This window comes from Streptomyces sp. NPDC107765 (assembly GCF_055657085.1).
The window spans coordinates 729,129-752,578 of sequence record NZ_JBVKBL010000002.1; the positions used below are offsets into that span (position 1 = coordinate 729,129).

Sequence of the window (23,450 nt, forward strand, 5' to 3'; positions counted from 1 at the left end):
CGGTCTCAGCTGTGGCCCAGTTCCTCCGCGGGGCCCGCTTCCTCCACGGACCCCCCGTCGCGCTCCGGTCGCAGGGCGAGGGGTTCGACGACCGTTTCGTCGACCACCGGCGGCGCCGGTCGCGGCGGCTTGGGCATGACGGCGGCCTCGGAGTGGGCGCCGCAGCCGTAGGAGAGGGAGACCACGCGGCCGTCCGCGGGGGCGAACTCGTTGGCGCAGACGCCGAACGCCTGGCGCAGCGAGCCCGTGAGCGGGGTGAGGAAGCCGCAGGTCATGCAGGTCGCGGGGGCCGCCTGGGCCATCGGGGTCTTGGCGCCGAAGGCCTCTTCCCAGCGGTCGGCGGCGGCGTGCAGGCCGTAGCGGGACAGGACCCGGGCGCGGCGCATGCCGAGTTCCTCGGCGACGTCGGCGATGCCGCCGCGGGCGGGGGCGGGCTGGACGGCGGGCGAGCCGGGGACGACGTCGGCCTCCTCGGTGTCGGCGACCTCGGCGGCCATGCCCTCGGCGACCGGGGAGTTCGGCGGCGGGACGTCCTCGCCGGTGAAGCCGGGCTCCAGGCGGAGGTCGTCGGCCTCGGTGGGGAGCAGGTCGCCGGGGCCCATGTCGCCGGGGCGGAGGCGTTCGCTCCAGGGGACCCACTCGGGGGCGAGCAGGGCGTCGGGGCCGGGCAGCAGGACCGTCTCGTCGAGGGTGACGACCTTGGCGCGGGAGGCGCGGGCGACCGTCACGGCCCAGCGCCAGCCGCGGTATCCGGGTTCGTTGCAGGCGAAGAGATGGGTGACGACGCGGTCGCCGTCGGCCACGGCGTCGATGTGCTCGCCGACCATGCCGGGGAGTGCGGTCTCCTCCGCTGCCGCCCGGGCGAGGTCGACCGCCTCGGCGCACAGGCGGTCAGGGGTACGGCTTCGCATCGCAGCACTCACAAGAATCGATTCTCTCTTCCACGCCGTCTCACGAGTGCGCCAGCCGGAGCTGTCCTTGTCCGTCCGGAGGCCGGGGCGGGCGGAGCGGACCAGGGGACCGCGTCGACGTCCGCGCCCGATCGGTTCGGTCGAGCGCACCTCTTGCAACCCATTCTGCGGGATCGCGGATCGCAATGAGACACGCGGCCAAAACCGACCGCCGGTGGCGCGCTAGACACGCTACCCCTTCAACGGTGTAGGACTCCTCGGAGGGAGCGGCAATTGGCAGCAGGTGGCGACGGCGGGCCGGTGCGCCCCGCGCGGCAAGTAGGAGGAACCGCCCCCTCCTGGGCGAGTTGGGGCACTATGGCCAGGTGGCTGCCGCGAGGGCGTCGAAGGTACGGAAGCCGCGCGCACCGACGCGCGGCGGGTTCGGCGGCAGCCGGGGGCGGCGGGCCGCGCGGGCGGTCGGGCGGGCGCTGCACCGGCCGTTCACCGGCGCGGCCCAGGGCGTACGGCGGGCCACGCATGCGCACGGCGCGGGCGAGTCGGGGCTGGGCAAGCTGATCGAGCTGCACGCGGTGAACTCCGCGGGCGACATGATGATCACCGTCGCGCTGGCGTCGACGGTGTTCTTCTCGGTGCCGACCCAGGAGGCGCGCGGCCGGGTGGCGCTGTATCTGGCGGTGACCATGGCGCCGTTCGCGCTGCTGGCGCCGGTGGTCGGGCCGCTGCTGGACCGGGTGCCGCACGGCCGGCGGGCGGCGATGGCCGGGTCGATGCTGGCCCGGGCGCTGCTGGCGGTGACGATGTCGGGGGCGGTGGCGACCGGCGGTCTGGAGCTGTATCCGGCGGCACTGGGCGTGCTGGTGGCGTCGAAGGCGTACGGCGTGGTGCGCAGTGCGGTGGTGCCGCGGCTGCTGCCGCCGCGGACCTCGCTGGTGAAGGCCAACTCGCGGGTGACGCTGGCGGGGCTGCTGGCGACCGGGCTGGCCGCGCCGGCGGGGGCGGGGCTGCATCTGCTGGGGCCGCCGTGTCCGCTGTACGGGGCGTTCGTGGTGTTCGCGGTGGGCACGGTGCTGTCGTTCTCGCTGCCGCACAAGGTCGACTCGGCGAAGGGTGAGCGGCGGGCCCGGCTGGCGTCCCGGAACGGTTCCGCGCCGGCGGGGGCGGGGCGGGTGCCGAAGCCGGGGCTGCGGACGGTCGGGCCGTCCGTGCTGCACGGTCTGCAGGCGAACGCCGCGCTGCGGGCGCTCTCCGGTTTCCTGACGTTCTTCCTGGCCTTCCTGCTGCGCGCGCATCCGCTGGACGGGCTGGGCGCGGCGGCGTCGCTGGGGCTGGTGGCGGTGGCGGCCGGGACCGGCAATGCGCTGGGCACGGCGATCGGGGCGTGGCTGAGGGCGCGCGGGCCGGAGCGAATCGTCGCGGCGATGCTGGGGCTCGCGCTGTCCGCGACGGTGCTGGCCGCGGTGTTCTACCCGGTGCTGGCGGTGGTCGTGGTCACCGCGGTGGCGGCGACCGCGGGGCTGTGCCAGGCGCTGGGGAAGCTGTCGCTGGACGCGATGATCCAGCGCGATGTGCCGGAGGAGGTGCGCACCTCGGCGTTCGCCCGGTCGGAGACGGCGCTGCAGCTGGCGTGGGTGGTGGGCGGCGCGCTCGGGATCGCGCTGCCGCTGGTCGGGGTGGTGGGCATGGCGGTGGCCGCGGGCCTGGTGACGGTGGGTGCGGCGCTGTCCGTACGGGGGCTGCTGCAGGCCACGCGGCGGGGCGGTACGGCGGCGCCGCGGGTGGCCTGAGCGCGGGCGGGCCGGACCGGGAGAGGGTGCCTGTCCGACCGGGCCGGTGTGCTCGGGGGCACCCCCGGGTGCGGCGTGCCGCGCGGCACGCCGCACCCGGGGGTGGCGTGGGCCGGGGCGCCAGATAGCCTGCCCGTATGACCGCTGCGTTGATCTCCTGGGGCAAGGGCCGCCGCGCCGCTGCCGCCATCGGTGCCGTGTCCCTGGGTCTGGTGACCCTCTCCGCCTGCGAGAAGCCGACCGCGCTCGCGACCGTGACCGTCGGTTCGTCGACGGTGACGGCCGAGGCCACCCCCGGCTGCGACGGCAACGGCAAGGAACTGTCCAGGAAGGCCGTGGCCGCCTGCATCACCAAGAAGGGCGGCAAGACGATCACCGTGCACCCCGGTGAGAAGGTGCGCGTGGGGGTGGACCCGGACGTCGCCAAGTCCGGCTGGATCGTCATCGGCGCCGGGCCCGTGATGCGCGAGCCGAGCAAGCAGACGTACCGCAGCTTCGACGCGGACTCGCTGTTCATGCAGCAGAACCCGCAGACCGGTCAGACGACGTACACCAAGGACGTCACCCTGCAGGTCGCCGAGCTCCACGAGGGCGACGGCCCCACGACGATGTGGCACTTCACGCTGAAGCAGAAGGACTGAGCCCGCTGAGCGCGCCGAGCGACGCCGGGCGGCCGCTGCGGGTGCTGGCCGTCACCGCGGTGGCCGCCGAGCGCGACGCGGTGTGCGCCGCGGCGGAGTGCGGCGCGCCGGCCGTACTGCCGGGCGGCTACGAGCTGTGCCGGGCGGACAACGGGCCGGTGGCGTTCGACGTGCTGGCAGCGGGGGTCGGACCGGCCGCCGCGGCCGCCGGGACGGGCACCGCGCTGACGGCCGCGGCGCTCGCCGGAGCGCCGTACGACCTGGTGGTCTCGGCCGGTATCGGCGGCGGCTGGGCTCCTGACGCGCCGCTGGGCGCGGTGGTGGTCGCGGAGGCGATCGTCGCGGCCGATCTGGGCGCCGAGACCCCGGACGGCTTCGTTCCGGTCACCGACCTGGGTTTCGGGACGGTGCGGCACCGCCCCGATCCGGCGCTGGTGCAGGCCGTCGCGGCGGCGGCCGGCGCGGTCACCGGCACCGTCGTCACGGTCTCCACGGTCACCGGCAGCGCCGCCCGCGCCGCCGAGCTGGCACGGCGTCACCCAGGGGTGCTGGCCGAGGCGATGGAGGGCTTCGGGGTCGCCGAGGCGGCCGCCGCGCACGGGGTGCCCGTGCTGGAGGTCCGGGCCGTCTCCAACGCCGTCGGCCCGCGCGACCGGGCCGCCTGGCGCATCGGCGCCGCGCTGACCGCGCTGACCGGCACCTTCCGTACGCTTCCCGGAGCCCTGGTGGCCACCGCCGGGCCGGCTCCGGATCTTCCCCCACGTCCCTGAGGAGGGCCCGTGACCCGGCCGCTGAACATCGCCTACTCGCCGTGCCCGAACGACACCTTCGTCTTCGACGCGCTGGCGCACGGCCGGGTCCCGGGCGCGCCGGAGCTCGCGGTCACCTTCGCCGACATCGACCTCACCAACGGCATGGCCGAACGCGGTGAGTTCGACGTGCTGAAGGTGTCGTACGCGGTGCTGCCCTGGGTGCTCGACGACTACGCGCTGCTGCCCTGCGGCGGGGCGCTGGGGCGCGGCTGCGGGCCGCTGGTGCTGACCCGCGGGCAGGGCGCGGCGGCGGACCTGGCGGGGAAGACGGTGGCGGTGCCCAGCGAGCGGTCGACGGCGTACCTGCTGTTCCGGCTGTGGGCGGCGGCCGAGGTGCCGGGCGGGGTCGGGGAGATCGTGGTGCTGCCGTTCCACGAGATCATGCCGGCCGTGCGGGACGGCAAGGTCGACGCCGGTCTGGTCATCCACGAGGCCCGTTTCACGTACCAGAACTACGGGCTGGTGTGCCTGGCGGACATGGGCGAGCACTGGGAGCACACGACCGGGCTGCCGATCCCGCTCGGCGCGATCATCGCCAAGCGGTCGCTGGGCGAGCGGGCGTTGCGGGAACTCGCGGCGGCGATCCGGACGTCGGTGCTGATGGCCTGGGACGACCCGGAGGCGTCCCGGCCGTACGTGCTGGAGCACGCGCAGGAGATGGACCCGAAGGTGGCCGACCAGCACATCGGGCTGTACGTCAACGAGTTCACCGCCGACCTCGGTGAGGACGGTTATGCCGCGGTGCGCGGGTTGCTCACGCGCGCCGCGGCCGAGGGGCTGGTGCCGCCCCTCGGCCGCGATGCGCTGCGTTTCGTGTGAGGTGTGCCGGGCGGTCCGCCGGGGTCAGACGTCCAGCTGGTCGGCGACCGCCCGCAGCATGCCGGCGATCTTGGCGCCGTGCACCTTGTCGGGGTAGCGGCCGCGCTCCAGCTGCTGGGTGACGTTCTCCAGGAGCGTGGTGAGGTCCTGGACGATCGAGGCGAGTTCGTCGGGCTTGCGGCGCTGGGCGGCGGCCACCGAGGGCGCGGGGTCGAGGAGTGTCACCGTCAGCGCCTGGTCGCCGCGCTGACCTGCGACGACGCCGAATTCGACGCGCTGGCCGGGCTTGAGTGCGGCTACACCGTCGGGCAGCACCGACGAGTGCACGAAGACGTCACCGCCGTCGTCGCGGGAGAGAAAGCCGAAGCCCTTCTCACTGTTGAACCACTTGACCTTGCCGGTAGGCACGTCTGTCCTCGTCCTCGTACTCGTTGGAAAAAACTTGGGCTGGTCCGCCGCGGAAGCGCGGAAGAAAAAACGGTCTGGATAGCAATGCAGCGGGCCGCAGGACCCGCCACCACCAAGGCTAATGGTCCCCCGGCCGGTGACAAGACGCCGCCGGGTGGATCCTCTGTGCTTCCGGTGCGGACTTACCCTGGTCAGGTGTCTGACGAAACGCCCCGCGCAGGGGATCTGCTGGTCCGAATCGGCGCGATCATGTTCCTAGTTGGCGCGCTGGCCACTCTCGCCACCGTGACGCCGCTGTTCCTCGGGACCACGCCGCTGCCGTGGGGCTTCTACTGGCTGTGCATGCTGATGGGCGCCGGCTTCCTGGTCGCCGCGAGCGGAGTGGTCCGCTCCGCGGTGGTCCAGCGGCGTCAGGCGGTGGCGGCCGCCGAGGGCTCAGCGCCGGCTGCGCCCTCCGCGAGGTAACGCGCCAGCCAGGCCGGGAACTCGGTCAGGTCGGCGAGCAGCACATCGGCGCCGGCCGCCCGCAGCTCCGCCGCGTCGCAGGGCCCGGTGGCCACGGCCACCGACAGCGCCTTCGCGGTGTGCGCGCCGCGCACGTCACCGGTGTGGTCGCCGACGTAGACCGTCGCGTCGTGGTCGCGCAGCGCCTCGGCCTTGGCCTCCGCCCACAGCGAGCCGATCACCGCGTCCGGTTCGAGGCCCAGGTGGGCCAGGTGGAGCTTGGCGTTCGGCTCGTACTTGGCGGTCACCACGATCGCCCGCCCGCCGGCCGCCTGCACCGCGGCGATCGCCTCGTGGGCGCCGGGCAGCGCGGGGGTGGGGGTGATGGCGTACTCCGGGTACAGCGCGCGGTACACCTCGCAGATCTCCGCCACCCGCTCCGCGGGGAACCAGCGGCGGATCTCCTCCTCCAGCGGCGGCCCGAGCCGGGTCACCGCGGCCTCGGCGTCGACATGGGTGCCGGTCCGGGCGGACAGCACCTCGTAGGCGGCCTTGATTCCGGGGCGGGAGTCGATCAGCGTCATGTCGAGGTCGAATCCGACCGTCAAGGGGTACGCAGCCATGCCCGCCATTGTGCCCGGGGGCCGGCGGCGGCCGGACGGTGGCTGCGCGTCACGCTGCCTCACCCCACCTGACGTCGTGGTTCCGGAGCTGACGTCCTGGATCCGGCCCCGACGTCCTGGATCCGGCCGGCCGGAGGTCCGCGACGGCGGCCGCTGCGCCGCTAGCGGACCGTCCGCCGCATCCGCCACAGCAGGAACAGCGCCGAGGCGACCGCCGCGACCCGCACCACACCGGGCAGCGCATCGATCAGCTCCTGGCCCAGCCGGCCCTGCGCGATCGGCTCGCCCCACCGCCCGTCGAACCGGCCCCACAGCCACACCAGCAGACCGCCGACGACGGTCCCGGGCACGCCGAGCGCCGCGAACTTGGCCTCGGCCGGACTGAGCCGCCGCGACACGTAGGCGAGCCCCCAGCCGCCCGCCAGCGCGAGCCACGACCCCAGCACCGCCCCGGCCACCAGGAGGACCACCGCCAGCGCCGGCACCGGGCTGAGCCAGGCCCGCAGCGGCACCGGCCGGACGGCCTCCACCGCCTCCCCGTCGCCGCCGGCGCCCCCGTCCGCACCGTCTTCCGTACGGGTCCGGGCGTCCCCGCCGTCCGCGTCGTCGTCCGCGTCCGCGCCGTCCTTCCGCAGCGACGGCCGCCGCCCGGCGGGGTCGCCCTTCGGGTGCTGCCATATCTCCGGGATCTCGATCCCGCCCACGAAACCGGGCACGGTCTCCCCCGGCCCGTACGGCCCCGGCTCCACCCGCCACCAGTCGGGCACATCCTGCCCGTCACCCAGCTCGTCCGCGCCGGCGAGGTGCGGCGGCAGCCCGACGGACGGCGCGGACTCCGGCTCACCGGCGCGCGGGCCGGGCACCTTGCCGGACGCCGCACCCTTGGTGAAGAGACCTCTCCTGCCGGACGCCGGCCGGTCGCCGTTCCGCGGCGCGCCGTCGCCGGTCGCCGTCCCGTCGCCGTCCGCCGCCCGCTCCTTCGGCGCCGCCTTGGCGAGCAGTCCGTCGCGCCAGGCCGTCAAAGCGTCGAGCCGATCGCGGGCGGCGGACCGGGCGGACGGGCCGGACGGGGCGGGCGAGGCGGACGGGGCGGGCGAGGCCGGGTCCGGCTGCGGGGTACCGGCCGCCGCCGGGGCGCCGCCGGCCGCCTCGACCAACGCCTCCGGCGTGCCCAGCCGCGCCAGCATCCGCTTGGTACCCACCACCGAGTCGGCCCTCTGCGCCTCGATCTGTGTCCGGAGCCCCGACACCAGCCGCATCCGCGCGGCAGGGGGCAGGCCCCGCTGCTGGGCCAGGTCACCGACCCGGCTCAGATAGTCAAAGACGAGCTGCTCACTCTCGATCCCCACGAAATCCCCTGCGGCGTCCGCTGGTTGCTCCCCCGACGGTACCGCGCCGGCCGCCGCCCGGCCCGGAGCGGCGGCGGGGCGCCGGCGGATCCGCCGCGAGCGGCCCGGCGCCGGATCCTCCGGTACCCCGCCGCCGCTCCCTGCCCCTGGCCCGATCGCCCCGCTAACGTTGTACGAATGACCACCGATACCCCCCGCACCCTCGCCGAGGAGCTGCGGACCCGTAGTGACAGCGGGCTCGTCGGGCTGCTGCGGGCCCGGCCCGATCTGCTCAGCCCGGTGCCGGGCGACGTCACCCAGCTGGCGACCCGGGCCGGGACCCGGGCATCGGTGGTCCGCGCGGTGGAGCGGCTCGACCGGTTCGCGCTGCAGACCGCCGAGGCGCTGGCGGTGGCGCCCGACCCGTGCCCGTACGACACGCTGGGCGCGCTGATGGGCGGGGACGCCGGGGACGAGGCGGTGGCCGCCGCGCTGCCCCGGGCCGTCGCCGAGCTGCGCGGGCAGGCCCTGGTGTGGGGGCCGGACGACCGGCTGCGGCTGGTGCGGACGGCCCGGGAGCTGCTGGCGCCCGGCGCCGCGCGCCCCTCACCGACCGGTCTGGGCCCGACCGTCGCCGAGGCCGCCGCCGGGATGTCGCCCGGGCGGCTGCAGGAGATCCTGGCCGCGGCCGGGCTGCCCACCACCCACGACCCGGTCTCCGCGGTCGCCGCGCTGACCGCGCTGTTCCGCGACCGGGAGCGGATGGCCGCGCTGCTGGACACCGCGCCGGCCGAGTCCGTCGCCGTCCTCGACAAGCTGCTGTGGGGCCCGCCGTACGGCGCGGTCACCGACCGCCCGGCCCCCCATCTGCAGTGGCTGCTCGACCGCGGTCTGCTGCTCCCGGCGGGCGCCCGCAACGTCGTCCTGCCGCGGGAGGCGGCGCTCCATCTGCGCGGCGGGCGCGCGCACCGCAGCCCGGAGCCGGTCCCGCCGGCGCTCACGCCCACGACGGAACGCGATCCACAGCTTGTGGACAACGCCGCGGCGAGCCAGGCGTTCACCGCCCTGGCGACCGTCGAGGAACTGCTCAAGGAGTGGGACCTGGGCGGCCCGCCCGTACTGCGCGCCGGCGGGATGAGCGTCCGCGACCTCAAGCGCACCGCCACCGCCCTGGACACCACCGAACGGCTCGCCGCCTTCTGGCTCGAACTCGCCTACGCGGCCGGGCTGATCGCCTCCGACGGCGAGGCCGACGAGCGGTACGCGGCCACCCCCGCCGCCGAGGAGTGGCGGCAGCTGCCCGATCACGAGCGGTGGGCACGACTGGCGGCCGGCTGGCTGGCCGCGACCCGCACCTCGGGCGTGGTCGGCACCGCCGACGCGAAGGGGCGCGCGCTCGCCGCCCTCGGCCCGCACCTGGACCGCTCCCCGGCCCCGGAGGTCCGCCGCCGCGCCCTCACCCTGCTCGCCACGCTGCCGCCCGGCACGTCCGTACCGGCGGCGACGGTGCTCTCCCGGCTCCGCTGGGAACGTCCGCTGCGCGGGGCGGGCCCGGCGGCGGGTGGGGCTGCGGGGCCGATGGCGGGCGGGGCTGCCGGGCAGATGGTGGGCGGGGCTGCGGGACCGATGACGGGCGGGGGCGCGGGATCGACGACGGGCGGGGCCGCCGAGGCCGGGCCCGCCGGCACCGACGACCTCCGCTCACGCCTGGCCCAATGGGCCCTGGAGGAAGCCGAGTTGCTGGGCATCACCGGGCGCGGCGCACTCGCCACCCACGGCCGGACGCTGATCGGCGCGGAGGGAGCGAAGGCCGGGGCGGGACCGGAAACCGGGGCGGGGCCGCAAACCGGCATGTGGACAGAAGCGGGCACGTGGGCGGAAACCGGCACGTGGACGGAAGCCGGAGCTGGGGCATCACCCCTGACGGCCGGAGCAGCGTCCGGGGCCGGAGCGACATCCGGGGGCGGGGTGGCGTCCGGGGCCGAGATCGGTGCCGCGGCGACCCGCGCCGCCGCCCTGCTGGCCCCTCTCCTCCCCGAACCCCTCGACCACGTCCTCCTCCAGGCGGACCTGACCGCGGTCGCCCCCGGCCCGTTGCAGCGCCCGCTCGCCGAGGCGCTGGACGTCCTCGCGGACATCGAGTCCAAGGGCGGTGCGACGGTCTACCGCTTCACCCCGGCCTCGGTGCGGCGCGCCCTCGACGCCGGCCGTTCCGCCGCCGAACTGCAGGACTTCCTCAGCAGCCACTCCCGTACACCGGTACCCCAGCCGCTCGCCTACCTCATCGACGACGTGGCCCGTAAGCACGGCCGGCTGCGGATCGGCGCGGCCGCCGCCTACGTCCGCTGCGACGACGATGCGCTGCTCTCCGAGATCCTCGCCGACCGGCGCGCGGCCGGGCTCCGCCTGCGCCGGCTGGCCCCCACCGTGCTCGCCGCCCAGACCGCGCCCGAGCAACTCCTCGACGGGCTACGGGCGATGGGCTACGCCCCGGCCGCCGAGTCCGCCGCCGGCGACGTCCTGATCGCCCGCGCCGACTCGTACCGCACCCCGCCGCGGACCGCCCCGGCCCCCGTCCCGGACGGCCCGCCGTCGCCCGACGGCACCCTCCTGGAGGCGGCGGTGCGCGCCATCCGCGCCGGCGACCTCGCCGCCACGGCAGAACGCAAGCCGGTGCACGCCCCCGTCCCGGCCCCCGGCACGCTCCCACGCACCACCTGCGCCGAGACCCTCGCCACGATGCAGGCCGCGGTGCTGACCAACTCGGCCCTGTGGATCGGCTACGTCAACGCGGACGGTGCGGCCAGCCAGCGGGTGATCGCCCCGGTGCGGGTGGAGGGCGGCTTCGTCACGGCGTACGACCACACCGCCGACGAGGTACGCACCTATCCGCTGCACCGGATCACCGGGGTCGCGGAACTCGCGGACGACGTGGTGTGAGGCAGACAGTTCAGCGCGGTTGGGGTTCAGCGCGGTGGCAGATCAGCACGGTTGCAGATCAGCGCCGTGTCGGCTCAACGCCATTTCGGTCAGCACCGCTTGGGAACAGCGCCGCTGGGGATCAGCGCGACCAGCCGCAGTGCACGTGGGTGCTGTGTCCGGCTGCCCGGGCCGAGGACCTCCCGCGCGCCGAGCTTCCGGCATGCGGCCATCAGGCCACGGTGCGGTGCCCCGCTGCCACCCGCGTCGCCGACGCCCCCACCTGGCGGGCCCTCCTCACCGCCCAGGGCCCACCCCTCCACCGCTGACCGGCCGGGCCGCCCGGCCTGCGGTCGCCGCACCTCCCTCGCTTCCCCGCCGATGGGGCACACTGGAGATTTGGCCGCACAGGACGCTCCCGTCCCGGGCCGCACACCGAACGGAAAGGGCGAGGCGCGTGAACGGACCCCTCATCGTCCAGAGCGACAAGACGCTGCTGCTGGAGGTGGACCACGAGCTGGCGGACGCCTGCCGGCGGGCCATCGCGCCGTTCGCCGAACTGGAGCGGGCGCCGGAGCACATCCACACGTACCGGGTGACGCCGCTGGGGCTCTGGAACGCGCGGGCCGCCGGGCACGACGCCGAGCAGGTCGTGGACGCGCTGGTGCAGTACTCGCGGTACCCGGTGCCGCACGCGCTGCTCGTCGACGTCGCGGAGACGATGGCCCGCTACGGCCGGCTCACGCTGGTCAAGCACCCGACGCACGGGCTGGTGCTGAGCACCACCGACCGCCCGGTGCTGGAAGAGATCCTCCGCTCCAAGAAGGTGCAGCCGCTGGTCGGCGCCCGGCTGGACCCGGACAGTGTGGTCGTCCACCCCTCCGAGCGCGGCCAGATCAAGCAGACGCTGCTCAAGCTGGGCTGGCCCGCCGAGGACCTCGCCGGTTACGTCGACGGTGAGGCGCATCCGATCGAGCTGCGCGAGGACGGCTGGGCACTGCGGCCGTACCAGCAGCAGGCCGTCGAGGGCTTCTGGCACGGCGGCTCGGGCGTCGTCGTCCTGCCGTGCGGCGCGGGCAAGACGCTGGTCGGGGCGGGCGCCATGGCACAGGCCAAGGCCACCACGCTCATCCTCGTGACCAATACGGTCTCGGCGCGGCAGTGGAAGCACGAACTCGTCCGGCGCACCTCACTGACCGAGGACGAGATCGGCGAGTACAGCGGGACGAAGAAGCAGATCCGGCCGGTCACCATCGCCACGTACCAGGTGCTGACGACCAAGCGGAAGGGCGTCTACCCGCACCTGGAGCTGTTCGACTCCCGGGACTGGGGCCTGATCGTCTACGACGAGGTGCACCTGCTGCCCGCGCCGGTCTTCAAGTTCACCGCCGACCTGCAGGCCCGGCGCCGGCTGGGGCTGACCGCGACGCTGGTGCGCGAGGACGGCCGGGAGTCGGACGTGTTCTCGCTCATCGGCCCGAAGCGGTTCGACGCCCCCTGGAAGGAGATCGAGGCGCAGGGCTACATCGCCCCGGCCGACTGCGTCGAGGTACGCGTCAATCTCACCGAGTCGGAACGGCTGGCGTACGCCACCGCCGAGACCGAGGAGAAGTACCGCTTCTGCGCCACCACGGCCAGCAAGCAGTACGTGACCGAGGCGCTGGTCCGCCGCCACCAGGGCGACCAGACGCTGGTCATCGGGCAGTACATCGACCAGCTGGACGAACTGGGCGAGCATCTGAACGCCCCGGTGATCAAGGGCGAGACCAGCAACGCCCAGCGGGAGAAGCTCTTCGACGCGTTCCGGGAGGGCGAGATCTCGGTACTGGTCGTCTCGAAGGTCGCGAACTTCTCCATCGACCTGCCCGAAGCGACGGTCGCGATCCAGGTGTCCGGCACCTTCGGCTCCCGCCAGGAGGAGGCCCAGCGACTCGGCCGGGTGCTCCGCCCGAAGGCCGACGGCCACGAGGCGCGCTTCTACTCCGTCGTCGCCCGCGACACCATCGACCAGGACTTCGCCGCCCATCGCCAGCGCTTCCTGGCCGAGCAGGGCTACGCGTACCGGATCGTCGACGCGGACGAACTGCTGGCGGCGGACGAGGACGCGTAGGCGGAACCGGCCGGGGCGAGGACCTGTGGGCGGAACCGGCAGGGGGGACGGTCAGGACGTTCGGGCGTCCCTGGGGGCGTCCCCCGGCCCGGGCTCACGCGGCGCGGTGCCGGTCGGTCCAGGCGGCCCACGCGGTCCGGGCTGTCTGGGCGGTTCGTGCCGTCAGATCCTGGTCGGCGCGCGGGGACGGGATGTGGCGGGGCGCGGACGCTCCCGGCTGCCCCGATTCTCCCGTCTCTCCCGCCCCTCCCGGCGCGTTCCCCGTACGCCGGGTCCACCAGATCAGGGCCGCCAGCAGCGCCAGCCCGAGCAGGGGGTACGGCGCGGCGAGCGGCTGCTGCCACCAGGAGAAGTGCAGATCGAGGTCGCCGCGGTGCGGCACGATCCACATCGTGCGGGCCGTGAAGGCGAGGGTGACGGCGGCCAGCAGGGCGCGCCGCCAGGGGTGCCGACGGACGCGGGCGGCGAGGCCGATCAGCAGCGGTACGCACCAGACCCAGTGGTGCGACCAGCTGATGGGTGAGACCAGCAGCGCCGTCACGGCCGTACACAGCACGCCCCAGGTGTCGAGGCCGCGGCGCAGATACACCCGGCGTGCGGCGTAGAGCCCGGCGGCCGCGGTCAGCAGCGCCGGCACCGCCCACAACAGCCCCGGTTCGGGGTTGTGCAGGACGCGGCTGATCAGGCCCTGGAGGGACTGGTTGTCGACGATCCAGACCTTGCCCACCCGGTCGGTCTCGAACATCCGCCGGGTCCAGAACTCGACGCTGGCGTCCGGCAGCACCAGCCAGCCCAGCAGCACCGAGACCAGGAACCCGGCGAGGGCGCTGAAGGCGGCCTTCACCCGGCCGGTGATGAGGAGGTAGACGGCGAAGATCGCGGGGGTGAGCTTGATGCCCGCCGCGATGCCGGTGGCGAAGCCCTTGCCGCGGGCGCCGTCCGGGCGGGCGAGGTCCCAGAGGATCAGGCAGGTCAGGGCGAGATTGACCTGGCCGAAGACGAACGTCTGGAAGACCGGTTCGAGCCAGAGGCCGAGCGCGGTGGCGGCCAGTACGGCCGGCGCGGTGTGCGCGGCCCGGCGCACACCGGTGGCCTGGCAGGAGAGATGGATCAGCAGGGCGAGCAGCCCGGCGTTGACGAGCACACAGACGATTTTGAGGGTGCCGAGGGAGAGCCAGGTCGTCGGGATGAAGAGGAGAGCGGCGAAGGGCGGGTAGGTGGCCGGGAGGTCCCACTTGGTGACCGTGAAGCCGTAGAGATCACCGCCACTCGCGGCGGCCTCCCCCTCGGCCCGGTAGACCGCTATGTCGGACATCGGCAGCGGCTGCACCTCGTAAAGCACCCACAGCCCGACGAACGAGACGAGCAACAGGGCGGCGGCGCAGAGGAGGTGGCGGGGGTTGGGTGTGGGGGTGGGCGTCGTGGGGGTACGGCTGGGCCTCGTACCGGTGGGGGTGGGGTTGGTAGGACCGGTGTTGGTAGGGCTGGGGTTGGGGTCGGGGTTGGGGCTGGGGGGCGGGGTCTCGTCGGTGCTGGTTCGGGGGCCCCTCCCCTTCCCCTCCCCCTGCGTTTCGGTCTCTTCGCTCTCCGTCCGCGTACCGTCGGCGGAAGACACCCGTTGTCCCCTCTCGTCGCCTCGCCTCGTCGCCCTGAGCGCGCACTCCGCGCCGACGCTAGTGGATCGGGACCGGCAGGCCGTAACGGTTTCCGGTCATCCGGATGTCGTCACGGCGTCGAACAAGATCAGCCCGGGCCGGGGGTCGCCCCGCGGCTTCGCCCCCGGTGCTCAGCCCGCGGCCCGGTGGTCGTCCGCGTACTCGCCGAGGACGACGACGCTGAAGGCCGCGGTGGCGAAGACCTTTATCGCGCGGAGGGCGTTGCCCACCAGGTGTCGGTGCCCGGCCGCCGGGGCGGCGCCGGCGGCCGGGGCCGCGCCGAGGGCCGTGGCGCCCTTGGCCTGGTGGAGAGGGGCGGATGCGAGGGAGGGGAGGGACGGGACGGATGCGGGTGGAATCGTTGCGCTGCTCATGGGTCCATGATGAATTCGACGCGATTGCCGGACATCGGTCCACGGGTCGATCCTCGGCGGGCCTGACGTCAGTCTCCAGACCCACTCCAACCCCTACGGGAGACCCACGGTTGTAGGGGTCGTCAACCCGGAGTACGGCGTTGACCACCCGGCAACCGGAGGCACGACGTTGACCGCCCGACGCGTGCCCCGCGGACAGCGCGGACGCCGCACCTGCCCCTGGCCCGGCCCCTGCCCCCGCCCTCGTGCTTCGGCCCCCGCCCTCGGTCCCCCGTCCCTTGGGCCCGGCCCCCGGCCCCGCAGCCCCTGGCTCTCCCCCTCGGCAATAATTCGTTGGCGCCCCCACCCACCCCTGACTACACTCGCGCGTCTGCCTGCCTCCCGCCGAGGAGTGCCGCCGCCCGGTCGGAAACCGGCCGGCCTTCGCTTCACGCCGCTGACCCGCGCATCGCATGACCTGCGCTACGCACCGACCCCGGCCCGCCGCGCCCGCGCACCATGGCGCGCCCGCCGCAGTACCGCCACCGGAGGCAACGCCGTGCCCTCGCACGCCCACGACCTGTCCGACGACGAGCCGCTCCGGCGCGAACGCGCCCATCTCGCCGCTTCCCGCGCCGCGCTTCGTGCCATGCGCGCCGACGCCGAGTCGCTGAACATCGCGGACGTCACCGCGAACTGGGTCAACGCCGAGGTGCTCCAGGGCGAGATCGAAGCCCGGATCAAGGCGCTCGCCGACCTCTCCCACACCCCGCTTTTCTTCGGCCGCCTCGACTACCTCCACGCCCCGGGCCTCGACCTCGCCGAGGGGGCGGACGGGGAGAACTTCTACATCGGCCGGCGGCACGTCCACGACGCCGACGGTGACCCGATGGTCATCGACTGGCGCGCGCCCGTCTCCCAGCCGTTCTACCGGGCCTCCAAGAAGGACCCGATGGACCTCAGGCTGCGCCGCCGCTTCGGTTACACCGGCGGCGAGTTGACCGCCTACGAGGACGAGCACCTCACCGACCCCGCAGAACTGGAGCGGACCAGCCGGCTCCTGCAGTCGGAGATCGAGCGGCCGCGTGTCGGCCCGATGCGGGACATCGTCGCGACGATCCAGCCCGAGCAGGACGAGATCGTGCGCGCCGGCATCACCGGTTCGGTGTGTGTGCAGGGGGCGCCGGGCACCGGAAAGACGGCGGTCGGCCTGCACCGTGTGGCGTATCTGCTGTACGCGCACCGCGAGCGGCTGGCGCGGGCGGGCACCCTCGTCATCGGCCCGAACCGTTCCTTCCTGCAGTACATCGAGCAGGTGCTGCCGGCGCTGGGCGAGCTGGAGGTCAAGCAGGCCACGGTCGACGACCTGGTGGGACATGTCGAGGTGCGCGGTACGGACGAGGCGGCCGCGGCGACGGTCAAGGGGGACGCGCGGATGGCGGAGGTCCTGCGGCGGGCCGTCCGCTCGCACATCACGCTGCCGCAGGAGCCCTGCGTGGTGGTCCGCGGCTCCCGCCACTGGCGCGTACCGGCGTACGAACTGCAGGAGATCGTGCAGGAGTTGATGGCGCGCGACATCCGCTACGGCGCGGCCCGGGAGGCGCTTCCGCAGCGGATCGCGCATGCCGTCCTGGTGCGGATGGAGCAGGCCGGGGAGGCGCCGGACGACCGGGTGCAGAACGCGGTGGCCCGGAACGCCGCCGTGAAGGCCGTGGTCAAGGAGGTCTGGCCGCCGGTCGATCCGGCGAAGCTGGTGCTGCGGCTGCTGGGCGACGCCGATTTCCTCGCCGAGCAGGCCGAGGGGATCCTCTCCCCCGAGGAGCAGAAGACGATCCTGTGGACCAAACCGGCGCGCAGTGTGAAGAGCGCCAAGTGGTCCGCGGCGGACGCGGTGTTGATCGACGAGGCGACGGACCTGGTGGAGCGCACGCACTCGCTCGGCCATGTGGTGCTGGACGAGGCGCAGGACCTCTCGCCGATGCAGTACCGGGCGGTCGGCCGGCGCTGCACGACGGGTTCGGTGACGATCCTCGGTGACATCGCCCAGGGGACGACGCCGTGGGCGACCGACACCTGGGAGGAGGCGCTGGCCCATCTGGGCAAGCCGGGGGCGGCGGTCGAGGAGCTCACGCAGGGTTTCCGGGTGCCGCGCGAGGTGATCGCGTACGCGTCCCGGCTGCTGCCGGCCATCGCGCCGGATCTGACGGAGGCCACCTCGATCCGTGAGTCGGCGGGCGATTTCGCGATCCGTCGGGTCGAGGCCGCGGAGCTGACCGCGGCGACCCTCGCGGCCTGCGACGAGGCGCTGACGAAGGAGGGTTCGATCGGCCTGATCGCGGCGGAGGCGCGCATTCCGGAGCTGCGCGCGGCGCTGGAGGCGAACGGGGTGACCGTGCTGGCCCCGGGTGAGGAGACCTCGGCCGGTTCCCGGCTGACGCTGGTGCCGGCCACGCTCGCCAAGGGTCTGGAGTACGACTACGTGGTGCTGGACGAACCGGCCGCGATCGTCGACGGTGAACCGGACGAGCGGACCGGCCTGCGCCGCCTGTACGTCTGCCTGACCCGCCCGGTTTCCGGCCTGACGGTGGTCCATGCGGCGCCGCTGCCGGAGCAGCTGGCGGACGGGCCCGCCTAGAGCCCCCCACGACGGCCGGCCCAGGGGCGATTCCGCGGGGTCGGCCGCCGCGGCACCGGCCGGCCCGCGCGGTCCGTGGCTCCGGCCGGCCCCGGACGCAGACCGCGGCACCGGGCCGGCCGCCGCAGCGCCACCGGGCCCGGGTCCTCGTTTCAGGCCCCGTCGTCGCCCGACCCCAACAGGTCCTCCTCCTCGACGGAGTGGAGCAGCGCGTCCAGGAGGCCGGGGAAGCGCGCGTCGAGGTCGGCGCGGCGTAGTTGCACATAGCGGTTGCGGCCGACGACCCGGGTGGAGGTGAGCCCGGCCTCGCGCATGGTCCGCATGTGGTGCGAGACGGTCGACTTGTGCAGATGGCCGAGGCCCAGCCGTTCCGACGAGCAGTCGTACTGCTGCCCGCTCGCGTAGATCCGCAGCAGATGCAGCCGGGCCGGGTCCCCGAGCGCGTGCAGCACCTTCACCAGCTGGATGTCCTCGGTCTCCGGCTGCGCCAGCAGCGTGCCGTCACCGCCGTCCGTACCGACGCCACTCACCACGGCCGTCCGGCCTCCTTCCGTCGCTCGTTCACGCCCCACTGTATTTCCCCGGCCAATCTGTTTGACATCCATCCAACAATCAATAGTGTTTGACGCACATCAAACTCACGCCGCGCCCACGTCGCCACGTCCCTTCGCGTGCGGTCGCTGCGTAGTTACGCATCCCCACGTCCCCGTTCGTACCGGGAAGGACACCCGTGCGTCTCCGCCTGCTCCTGCTCGCCCTCGGCACCTTCGCCATGGGCACCGATTCCATGGTGATGGCCGGCATCCTCGGACTGATCGCCCATGACCTGGGCGTTTCCGTGCCGGCCGCCGGCCAGATGGTCACCGTTTTCGCCCTCTCCTACGCCGTGCTCGCCCCCGTGCTCGCCACCGCCGCCGCCCGGTGGCCACGCCGCCGCGTCCTGCTGACCGCGCTCGCCCTCTTCACGGCCGCCAACGCGCTGAGCGCCCTGGCGCCCAACTACCCCCTCCTGCTGGCCACTCGGGTGCTGGCCGCGGCCGGTGCCGCCCTGTACACCCCGACCGCCAACGCCGTGGCCACCACGCTCGTACCCGCCGAGCGGCGCGGCCGGGCGCTGGCGACCGTGCTCGGCGGCATGACGGTGGCCACCGCGCTCGGCGTGCCCCTCGGCACCTACATAGGACGGACGGACTGGCGGCTGACCATGTGGCTGGTGGTCGCACTGGGCGCCGCGGCGTTCCTGGGCCTCGTCCTGCTGCTGCGCGACCTGCCGGCGCCGGCCACCGCACCCGGCCTGCGCGCCCGCCTCGCACCGCTGCGCAACGGGAACGTGCTGGCCGCCGCGGCCACCACGCTGGTGTTCTTCCTGGCCTTCAACACGGTCTACATCTACCTCGGCACGGTGGTGCGCCCCGCCACCGGAGGCGATGCGGGCCGGCTCAGCCTGATCATGCTGGTGTCCGGCCTCGCCTCGATCGCCGGCAACTGGCTGGGCGGCCGGGCGGTCGACCGGCTGGGCGTCCGGACCGTCCTGCTCACCGGCGGCTCGCTGGCCGCCCTCGCCTTCCTCACGCTGCCCTGGGTCTCGGCGACGATGCCCGGCGCGCTGGTGTACGCGGCACTCGCACCGCTCGCCGGATGGGCGGTCTCGGTGGCGCTGCCGCACCGTCTCGCCTCCCTGGACCCGCCCAACGCGCCGCTGCTGATCTCCCTCAACAGCAGCGCGCTCTATCTGGGCATGGCGGCCGCGGGCGGCGTCGGCAGTCTCGCCCTCACCGCGTTCGGCGCCCGGTGGTTCCCGCTCACCTCGACCGCTCTGGGCCTGGTGGCGGTCGCCCTGGCGGCCGTCGCGACCCGCCGACGGACGGCCGGGTCGGCCGCGGCGGCCGGCGCGGCCGAGACGGCTGGGGCGGCCGCGCCTGCTCCGTCACCCGGTTCCGCTCCCCTGTCGGAGGCCGGGGCTCCGGCGGCACCCGCGGCGGCCGGCGCGGCCGAGACGGATGGGGCAGCCGCACCTGCTCCGTCACCCGGTTCCGCTCCCCTGTCGGAGGCCGGGGCTCCGGCGGCACGCCTCTAGGAGGCGCGTCCGCAAGAGACACCTCCGCAGGAGACACCTCCGACACCTCCGTATGAGGCACCTCCACGAGAGGCACGTCCGCAAGGGATACCCCCTTAAGTCGTGCGCCCGCTCGCCCGGACCCTTCCGCTCACCCCGCCCCTCCGCTCACCTCAGCGGAACCGGCCGCTCCGCCTCTTGGTCCAGTGCCTCGCGCCACCGCCGTACCGCGGCCGCGTCCACCGGGGCGGACCAGCCGTCGGGGCGGGCGGCGCCGCCGATGTGGAAGGCGTCGAGGCCGGCCGCGCGCAGCGCCGGGACGTGGTCGAGGCCGAGGCCGCCGCCCACCAGGATGCGCGGCGCGTACCCGGGCTCACCCGCGGCCGTACGGGCCTGCTCGGTCACCAGGACCGCCCGACCGGCCGCCACGCCCCGGGGGTCGCCGGCGGTCAGATACGTGTCGGGCCCGGCGCTCGTCATGCCGGCCAGCTCCTTGCGCAGCGCGTCCCGGTCGGCGGCCCGGTCGATGGCCCGGTGGAAGGTCCAGGGGCAGCCGTCGATCACGTCGGCCAGCGCCGTCACCGCGGCGAGGTCCGGCCGCCCGTCCGGCGTCAGGAAGCCGAGGACGAACTCCTCGGCCCCCGCCTCCCGGAGGGCCGCCGCCCGGCCGCAGAGCGCCGGGAGATCGCCGGCAGCGAACCCGTCGGCCAACCGCAGCATCACCCGCAGCGGCAGGTCCACCGCCGCCCGGATCCCCGCGAAGGTGGCCGTCGCGGGCGTCAGCCCGTCGGCCGCCATGTCGGTGACGAGTTCCAGGCGGTCGGCACCGCCTTCCTGGGCGGCGACCGCGTCCTGCGGGCCGAGCGCGATCACCTCAAGGAGTGCGCGCTTGCTCATATGACCCCAATCCTTCGGCGACAAGTGGCGCGGAAGCCCTGCATCCGCACACCACCCAACAGGTCTAGTCCAATATTCCCAGCCTACGGGGTCGCCAGGCGCAAGGCACAATGATTCGCATGACGTCCGTGTCCCGTACGGCAGGCAGCACCATCGACCCGGTACCGGAGCTGCGCACGCGCTGGGCCGCCACGGTCGCCGCGGCCCGCGGCACAAGGAGGTCCGCCGCGCCCGGAGGCACCCCGGCGCCCGACCCCACCCCCTACGCGGACAATCTGCTCTCCCGTTGGAGCGAGCCGCAGCGGCGGTACCACACCGTCGCGCACCTGGCCGCGGTCCTCGACCGGATCGACGAACTCGCCGAGCATGCCGATGACCTGCCCGTCGTCCAGTTGGCGGCGTGGTTCCACGACGCGGTCTACCGGCCGGACCGCTCGGAGAACGAGGAGCGCAGCGCGGCCCTGGCCGAGCGCGCGCTGCCCGAACTGGGTGTCGGCGCGGCCCGTACGGCCGAGGTGGCCCGGCTGGTGCGGCTCACCGTCACCCACGACCCGGCGCCCGACGACCCGGACGGCGAGGTGCTGTGTGACGCCGATCTCGCGGTGCTCGCCGGTTCGCCCGACGCGTACGCCGCCTACGCCGCCTCGGTCCGCGACGAGTACGCCTTCGTGCCCGACGCGGACTTCGCGGCCGGCCGCTCCGCCGTACTGCGCCAACTCCTGGCCCTGCCACGCCTGTTCAGGACCCCTCAGGGCTACGACCGGTGGGAACACCTGGCCCGCCGCAACCTGGCGACGGAGCTGGACCTGCTGTCCGGCGGCGGCTGACCGGAAGGGCGGCGTCGGCGGACCGCCCGGGCAATCGATCACCGGCGGCGGGAATGTAAGGCGTCCTATCGTTGTTAGTAGCTGACATGCCAGCTCCCGCACCGTCCGACCGTGCCCGACTGCCCATCGCCGTCCACGTCCTCGGCCTCTCCGTCTTCGCGAACCGTGCCTGACGTGTCAGTTCCTGCACTCCACGGGATCACACGCGGATCGATACGACCCGTGATCGTCATTGGTGGCAGCAGCACGCGGGCAGGCAGGGGCGAACCTGTCGAAAAATCAAGCCTTTCAACAGCACGATCCCACTGCCCCGACTTCAGCCACTTGGACACCCGCGTGTGAATCGTCACGTGATTCCCGTACTTCGCTGGCAGCTCATCCCAACGGATTCCAGTTCGGGCCTTGTAGAAGGCCGCATCAAAGAGCTGACGGTATGAGAACGTCCGAGGCTTTCCCGGCATCAACGGCTCAATCGCCGCCCAGTCCTCGTCCGTGAGCTGATCGGGAACCAGGAAGCCCCGACTACGGAACCATGCATCCAACTTGCAGGGTTGCCCTTCTCGCCCCTTTGGGATGGGCCCGGTGAAGGACACACGCAGATCCATTAGGTCGATGAACTGTTCTTTCTCTCCCGGAGTCATGTCGGCGAGGTTTTCGCGCGCCGCATTAGCCAGACGTTTGATTTCTTCCGTACGCTGTTCAGCTGAAACAACCTCCCCTCGCCACTCAACAGCCTCTTCACGGAGCGCTTCTAGGTTCTTCAACTCTTCACGCAAGATCTGCGAGGCACCCGCGATCTCCGATTCCGGATCAGAGTTATTCTTCACGGCCTCCTTGGCCGCCGCAGCCACAACAGCCGAAATCGCCTTCTTTTGCAGCTGGATTTGGTGATCCAGCTCAGCGATCCGTTTGTCATGAGAATCGCGCTGTTCGGCTGTTACGCTCTCCCATTCGCCGGCCATAGCCATCAGCCTTGCGGGATCTCCTAGAAGTCGCTGCACCTCCCCCCAAACCACCGACTCAAGCTGGCTCGCATTTACTATCGAGCACTTGCAGACCTCGGCGCCAGCGTACGCCTCATCTTTACCCGAGCATCGGTACCAACGCAGGCTTCTTTCACCCTCACGCGAAGCGCCAATGTACCCCTTTTCGCAGCCGCCGTAGGAATTGACGACTCTGCCGCTTAGCGGGTACGCATGCCGAGTTCCAGTCTTTTTTGACGCGCAGCGAGCAGCCGCCCGACGCAATTCCTCGACTTCCCATGCAGCGAAAATCGGGTCTAGCGGAATTGCAACCGTATCGCCGAACATAGGCGTACCGTCAGGATTCACTTTCGCGCGATTGTGGCGTCGCTTCACATTACGGAAGACGTACCTGGATTCGAGCAAAGTCTCCGACAGCAGCCGCGCCCGGAGATGTGTGTACCTGAAGGGCCGCCCCTTACGGTCCCTCCACCCCTCAGCGTTCATCTTCAAGGCCAGTTGACGCCAGCTAGGGAGTGGCATTTGAACGAACAACTCCCGAGCCCGGCGCAGGCAACGGGCTTCCTTGAAATCAATAACTAGATGGGACTCCCCTTTTCGACCTTGCAGGTGAATTCGGTAGCCATAGGGAACCGTTCCACCGGTCCACCCCCCGGTTTCCGCTTTCTCTTGCAATCCTCCCTGTAGGCGAGTTCGGATAGTCTCCCACTCAGTTTCTGCATAGTCAGCCGCGCGTCGCATCTCTCGACGCCCTTCGACTGTCGTGTTCGAGATATCACCATCAACAATGGCGACGTAAATCCCGATGTCTTCCAAGGCCCAGACCCAGCGCCAGAAGGCACGTCCAGTGCGCCCGATCGCGCGCCCTTCTTCGACTACGACAACATCGAAGGGGCGAGGCTCTTTTACCGCTTGTTCCATCAATGCGTCGAAATCAGGGCGATTCCCCATCTCTCGGGAGCCTGAAATCCCCTCGTCGGCGAACCTGTCGACCTGCTCCCAACCCTTGCTTTGGATGTACGCAGCAGTCTTCCGTTCAGACTTGGCAATGCCGTATCCGCGGGTCTGCTGTTCAGTCGAGACCCGCAGGTAGACGACGGCCCGAAGCCGGGGACGAGTGGTCTGCTCTACCACATCGATGGCAGCGCGCTGAAGTGTGCTTGAATTACGCAAGTCGACTCCTCGCAGTCGGCCAGCCCCGGGGCGGTGGCAGCCGCTGCCGGGGCACCTACGTTCAACTGC

The 23,450-nt window shown here is 73.0% G+C and carries 20 protein-coding genes; 11 read left to right on the top strand and 9 right to left on the bottom strand.

The genetic code is table 11. From position 1 onward, the window contains the following. Positions 1-5: 5 nt before the first annotated feature. Positions 6-911 (bottom strand): DUF3027 domain-containing protein, encoded by a 906-nt coding sequence (locus tag ACZ7MX_RS07665; protein WP_472130236.1) that lies wholly within the window; start codon positions 909-911, stop codon positions 6-8. A gap of 347 nt (positions 912-1,258) precedes the next feature. On the opposite strand from ACZ7MX_RS07665, the gene ACZ7MX_RS07670 reads away from it, so the two are divergent. From ACZ7MX_RS07670 to ACZ7MX_RS07685, 4 genes are all read left to right on the top strand, one after another. Further along, the gene (locus tag ACZ7MX_RS07670; RefSeq protein ID WP_472130238.1) at positions 1,259-2,698 is read left to right on the top strand and encodes an MFS transporter; all 1,440 of its coding nucleotides are present in this window, start codon (positions 1,259-1,261) and stop codon (positions 2,696-2,698) included. Positions 2,699-2,835: 137 nt separating this feature from the next. Beyond that, entirely contained in the window at positions 2,836-3,339 is a 504-nt protein-coding gene (locus ACZ7MX_RS07675) for a hypothetical protein (protein ID WP_310728822.1), read from the top strand. Positions 3,340-3,374: 35 nt separating this feature from the next. Next, positions 3,375-4,109, top strand: coding sequence for a futalosine hydrolase (locus ACZ7MX_RS07680; RefSeq protein ID WP_472130624.1), 735 nt, complete (start codon positions 3,375-3,377; stop codon positions 4,107-4,109). Between the two features lie 9 nt (positions 4,110-4,118). Next, the gene (locus tag ACZ7MX_RS07685; RefSeq protein WP_472130240.1) at positions 4,119-4,970 is read left to right on the top strand and encodes a 1,4-dihydroxy-6-naphthoate synthase; all 852 of its coding nucleotides are present in this window, start codon (positions 4,119-4,121) and stop codon (positions 4,968-4,970) included. Positions 4,971-4,994: 24 nt separating this feature from the next. Here the strand turns inward: ACZ7MX_RS07685 and ACZ7MX_RS07690 are convergent, their stop codons facing one another. Further along, a complete protein-coding gene (locus tag ACZ7MX_RS07690) occupies positions 4,995-5,378 on the bottom strand; it encodes a cold-shock protein (protein ID WP_018089689.1) in 384 nt (127 codons plus the stop codon). Between the two features lie 195 nt (positions 5,379-5,573). Here ACZ7MX_RS07690 and ACZ7MX_RS07695 point away from each other — a divergent pair, with 195 nt between their 5' ends. Then, positions 5,574-5,843, top strand: a complete 270-nt coding sequence (locus ACZ7MX_RS07695; protein ID WP_472130243.1) for a hypothetical protein — start codon at positions 5,574-5,576, stop codon at positions 5,841-5,843. Here the strand turns inward: ACZ7MX_RS07695 and ACZ7MX_RS07700 are convergent. Both ACZ7MX_RS07700 and ACZ7MX_RS07705 read right to left on the bottom strand, forming a co-directional pair. Then, entirely contained in the window at positions 5,789-6,445 is a 657-nt protein-coding gene (locus tag ACZ7MX_RS07700) for an HAD family hydrolase (RefSeq protein ID WP_472130245.1), read from the bottom strand. The two genes, ACZ7MX_RS07695 and ACZ7MX_RS07700, sit on opposite strands and share 55 nt — an antisense overlap. Positions 6,446-6,606: 161 nt before the next feature. Continuing rightward, the gene (locus ACZ7MX_RS07705) at positions 6,607-7,794 is read right to left on the bottom strand and encodes a hypothetical protein (protein WP_472130247.1); all 1,188 of its coding nucleotides are present in this window, start codon (positions 7,792-7,794) and stop codon (positions 6,607-6,609) included. Between the two features lie 177 nt (positions 7,795-7,971). Between ACZ7MX_RS07705 and ACZ7MX_RS07710 the strand changes: the two genes are divergently transcribed. The 3 genes from ACZ7MX_RS07710 to ACZ7MX_RS07720 all read left to right on the top strand — a co-directional run bounded on the left by ACZ7MX_RS07710 (position 7,972) and on the right by ACZ7MX_RS07720 (position 12,802). Next, positions 7,972-10,713, top strand: coding sequence for a helicase-associated domain-containing protein (locus tag ACZ7MX_RS07710; RefSeq protein ID WP_472130249.1), 2,742 nt, complete (start codon positions 7,972-7,974; stop codon positions 10,711-10,713). A 221-nt stretch (positions 10,714-10,934) separates the two neighbouring features. Next, positions 10,935-11,021, top strand: coding sequence for a hypothetical protein (locus ACZ7MX_RS07715; RefSeq protein WP_472130626.1), 87 nt, complete (start codon positions 10,935-10,937; stop codon positions 11,019-11,021). A 128-nt stretch (positions 11,022-11,149) separates the two neighbouring features. Continuing rightward, a complete protein-coding gene (locus ACZ7MX_RS07720) occupies positions 11,150-12,802 on the top strand; it encodes a DNA repair helicase XPB (protein WP_472130251.1) in 1,653 nt (550 codons plus the stop codon). 94 nt (positions 12,803-12,896) lie between these two features. On the opposite strand, the gene ACZ7MX_RS07725 is transcribed toward ACZ7MX_RS07720, so the two are convergent. Both ACZ7MX_RS07725 and ACZ7MX_RS07730 read right to left on the bottom strand, forming a co-directional pair. Further along, positions 12,897-14,117, bottom strand: a complete 1,221-nt coding sequence (locus ACZ7MX_RS07725; protein ID WP_472130628.1) for a glycosyltransferase 87 family protein — start codon at positions 14,115-14,117, stop codon at positions 12,897-12,899. Positions 14,118-14,588: 471 nt separating this feature from the next. Further along, on the bottom strand, positions 14,589-14,831 hold the full coding sequence (locus tag ACZ7MX_RS07730) for a hypothetical protein (RefSeq protein WP_472130253.1): 243 nt from the start codon (positions 14,829-14,831) through the stop codon (positions 14,589-14,591). 538 nt (positions 14,832-15,369) lie between these two features. On the opposite strand from ACZ7MX_RS07730, the gene ACZ7MX_RS07735 reads away from it, so the two are divergent. Beyond that, positions 15,370-17,445, top strand: coding sequence for a HelD family protein (locus ACZ7MX_RS07735; RefSeq protein ID WP_472130255.1), 2,076 nt, complete (start codon positions 15,370-15,372; stop codon positions 17,443-17,445). Positions 17,446-17,597: 152 nt separating this feature from the next. Here the strand turns inward: ACZ7MX_RS07735 and ACZ7MX_RS07740 are convergent, their stop codons facing one another. Then, entirely contained in the window at positions 17,598-17,978 is a 381-nt protein-coding gene (locus tag ACZ7MX_RS07740) for an ArsR/SmtB family transcription factor (protein ID WP_472130257.1), read from the bottom strand. Between the two features lie 197 nt (positions 17,979-18,175). On the opposite strand from ACZ7MX_RS07740, the gene ACZ7MX_RS07745 reads away from it, so the two are divergent. Then, positions 18,176-19,522, top strand: a complete 1,347-nt coding sequence (locus tag ACZ7MX_RS07745; protein ID WP_472130259.1) for an MFS transporter — start codon at positions 18,176-18,178, stop codon at positions 19,520-19,522. Positions 19,523-19,669: 147 nt separating this feature from the next. On the opposite strand, the gene ACZ7MX_RS07750 is transcribed toward ACZ7MX_RS07745, so the two are convergent. Beyond that, entirely contained in the window at positions 19,670-20,398 is a 729-nt protein-coding gene (locus ACZ7MX_RS07750) for a copper homeostasis protein CutC (RefSeq protein WP_472130261.1), read from the bottom strand. Between the two features lie 119 nt (positions 20,399-20,517). On the opposite strand from ACZ7MX_RS07750, the gene ACZ7MX_RS07755 reads away from it, so the two are divergent. Then, positions 20,518-21,225 carry an HD domain-containing protein gene (locus ACZ7MX_RS07755; RefSeq protein ID WP_472130263.1) on the top strand — a complete coding sequence of 236 codons (708 nt, stop codon included), beginning with the start codon at positions 20,518-20,520 and terminating at the stop codon, positions 21,223-21,225. A gap of 74 nt (positions 21,226-21,299) precedes the next feature. Here ACZ7MX_RS07755 and ACZ7MX_RS07760 read toward each other — a convergent pair whose 3' ends face one another. Further along, positions 21,300-23,381, bottom strand: a complete 2,082-nt coding sequence (locus ACZ7MX_RS07760) for a recombinase family protein (protein ID WP_472130265.1) — start codon at positions 23,379-23,381, stop codon at positions 21,300-21,302. Positions 23,382-23,450 lie beyond the last annotated feature (69 nt).

Bases quoted from the DNA above. Each gene is read 5' to 3' on its own strand.
- ACZ7MX_RS07665 (WP_472130236.1), bottom strand. From the start codon at position 911: ATGCGAAGCCGTACCCCTGACCGCCTGTGCGCCGAGGCGGTCGACCTC.
- ACZ7MX_RS07675 (WP_310728822.1), top strand. From the start codon at position 2,836: ATGACCGCTGCGTTGATCTCCTGGGGCAAGGGCCGCCGCGCCGCTGCC.
- ACZ7MX_RS07700 (WP_472130245.1), bottom strand. From the start codon at position 6,445: ATGGCTGCGTACCCCTTGACGGTCGGATTCGACCTCGACATGACGCTG.
- ACZ7MX_RS07710 (WP_472130249.1), top strand. From the start codon at position 7,972: ATGACCACCGATACCCCCCGCACCCTCGCCGAGGAGCTGCGGACCCGT.
- ACZ7MX_RS07725 (WP_472130628.1), bottom strand. From the start codon at position 14,117: ATGTCCGACATAGCGGTCTACCGGGCCGAGGGGGAGGCCGCCGCGAGT.
- ACZ7MX_RS07730 (WP_472130253.1), bottom strand. From the start codon at position 14,831: ATGAGCAGCGCAACGATTCCACCCGCATCCGTCCCGTCCCTCCCCTCC.
- ACZ7MX_RS07750 (WP_472130261.1), bottom strand. From the start codon at position 20,398: ATGAGCAAGCGCGCACTCCTTGAGGTGATCGCGCTCGGCCCGCAGGAC.
- ACZ7MX_RS07755 (WP_472130263.1), top strand. From the start codon at position 20,518: ATGACGTCCGTGTCCCGTACGGCAGGCAGCACCATCGACCCGGTACCG.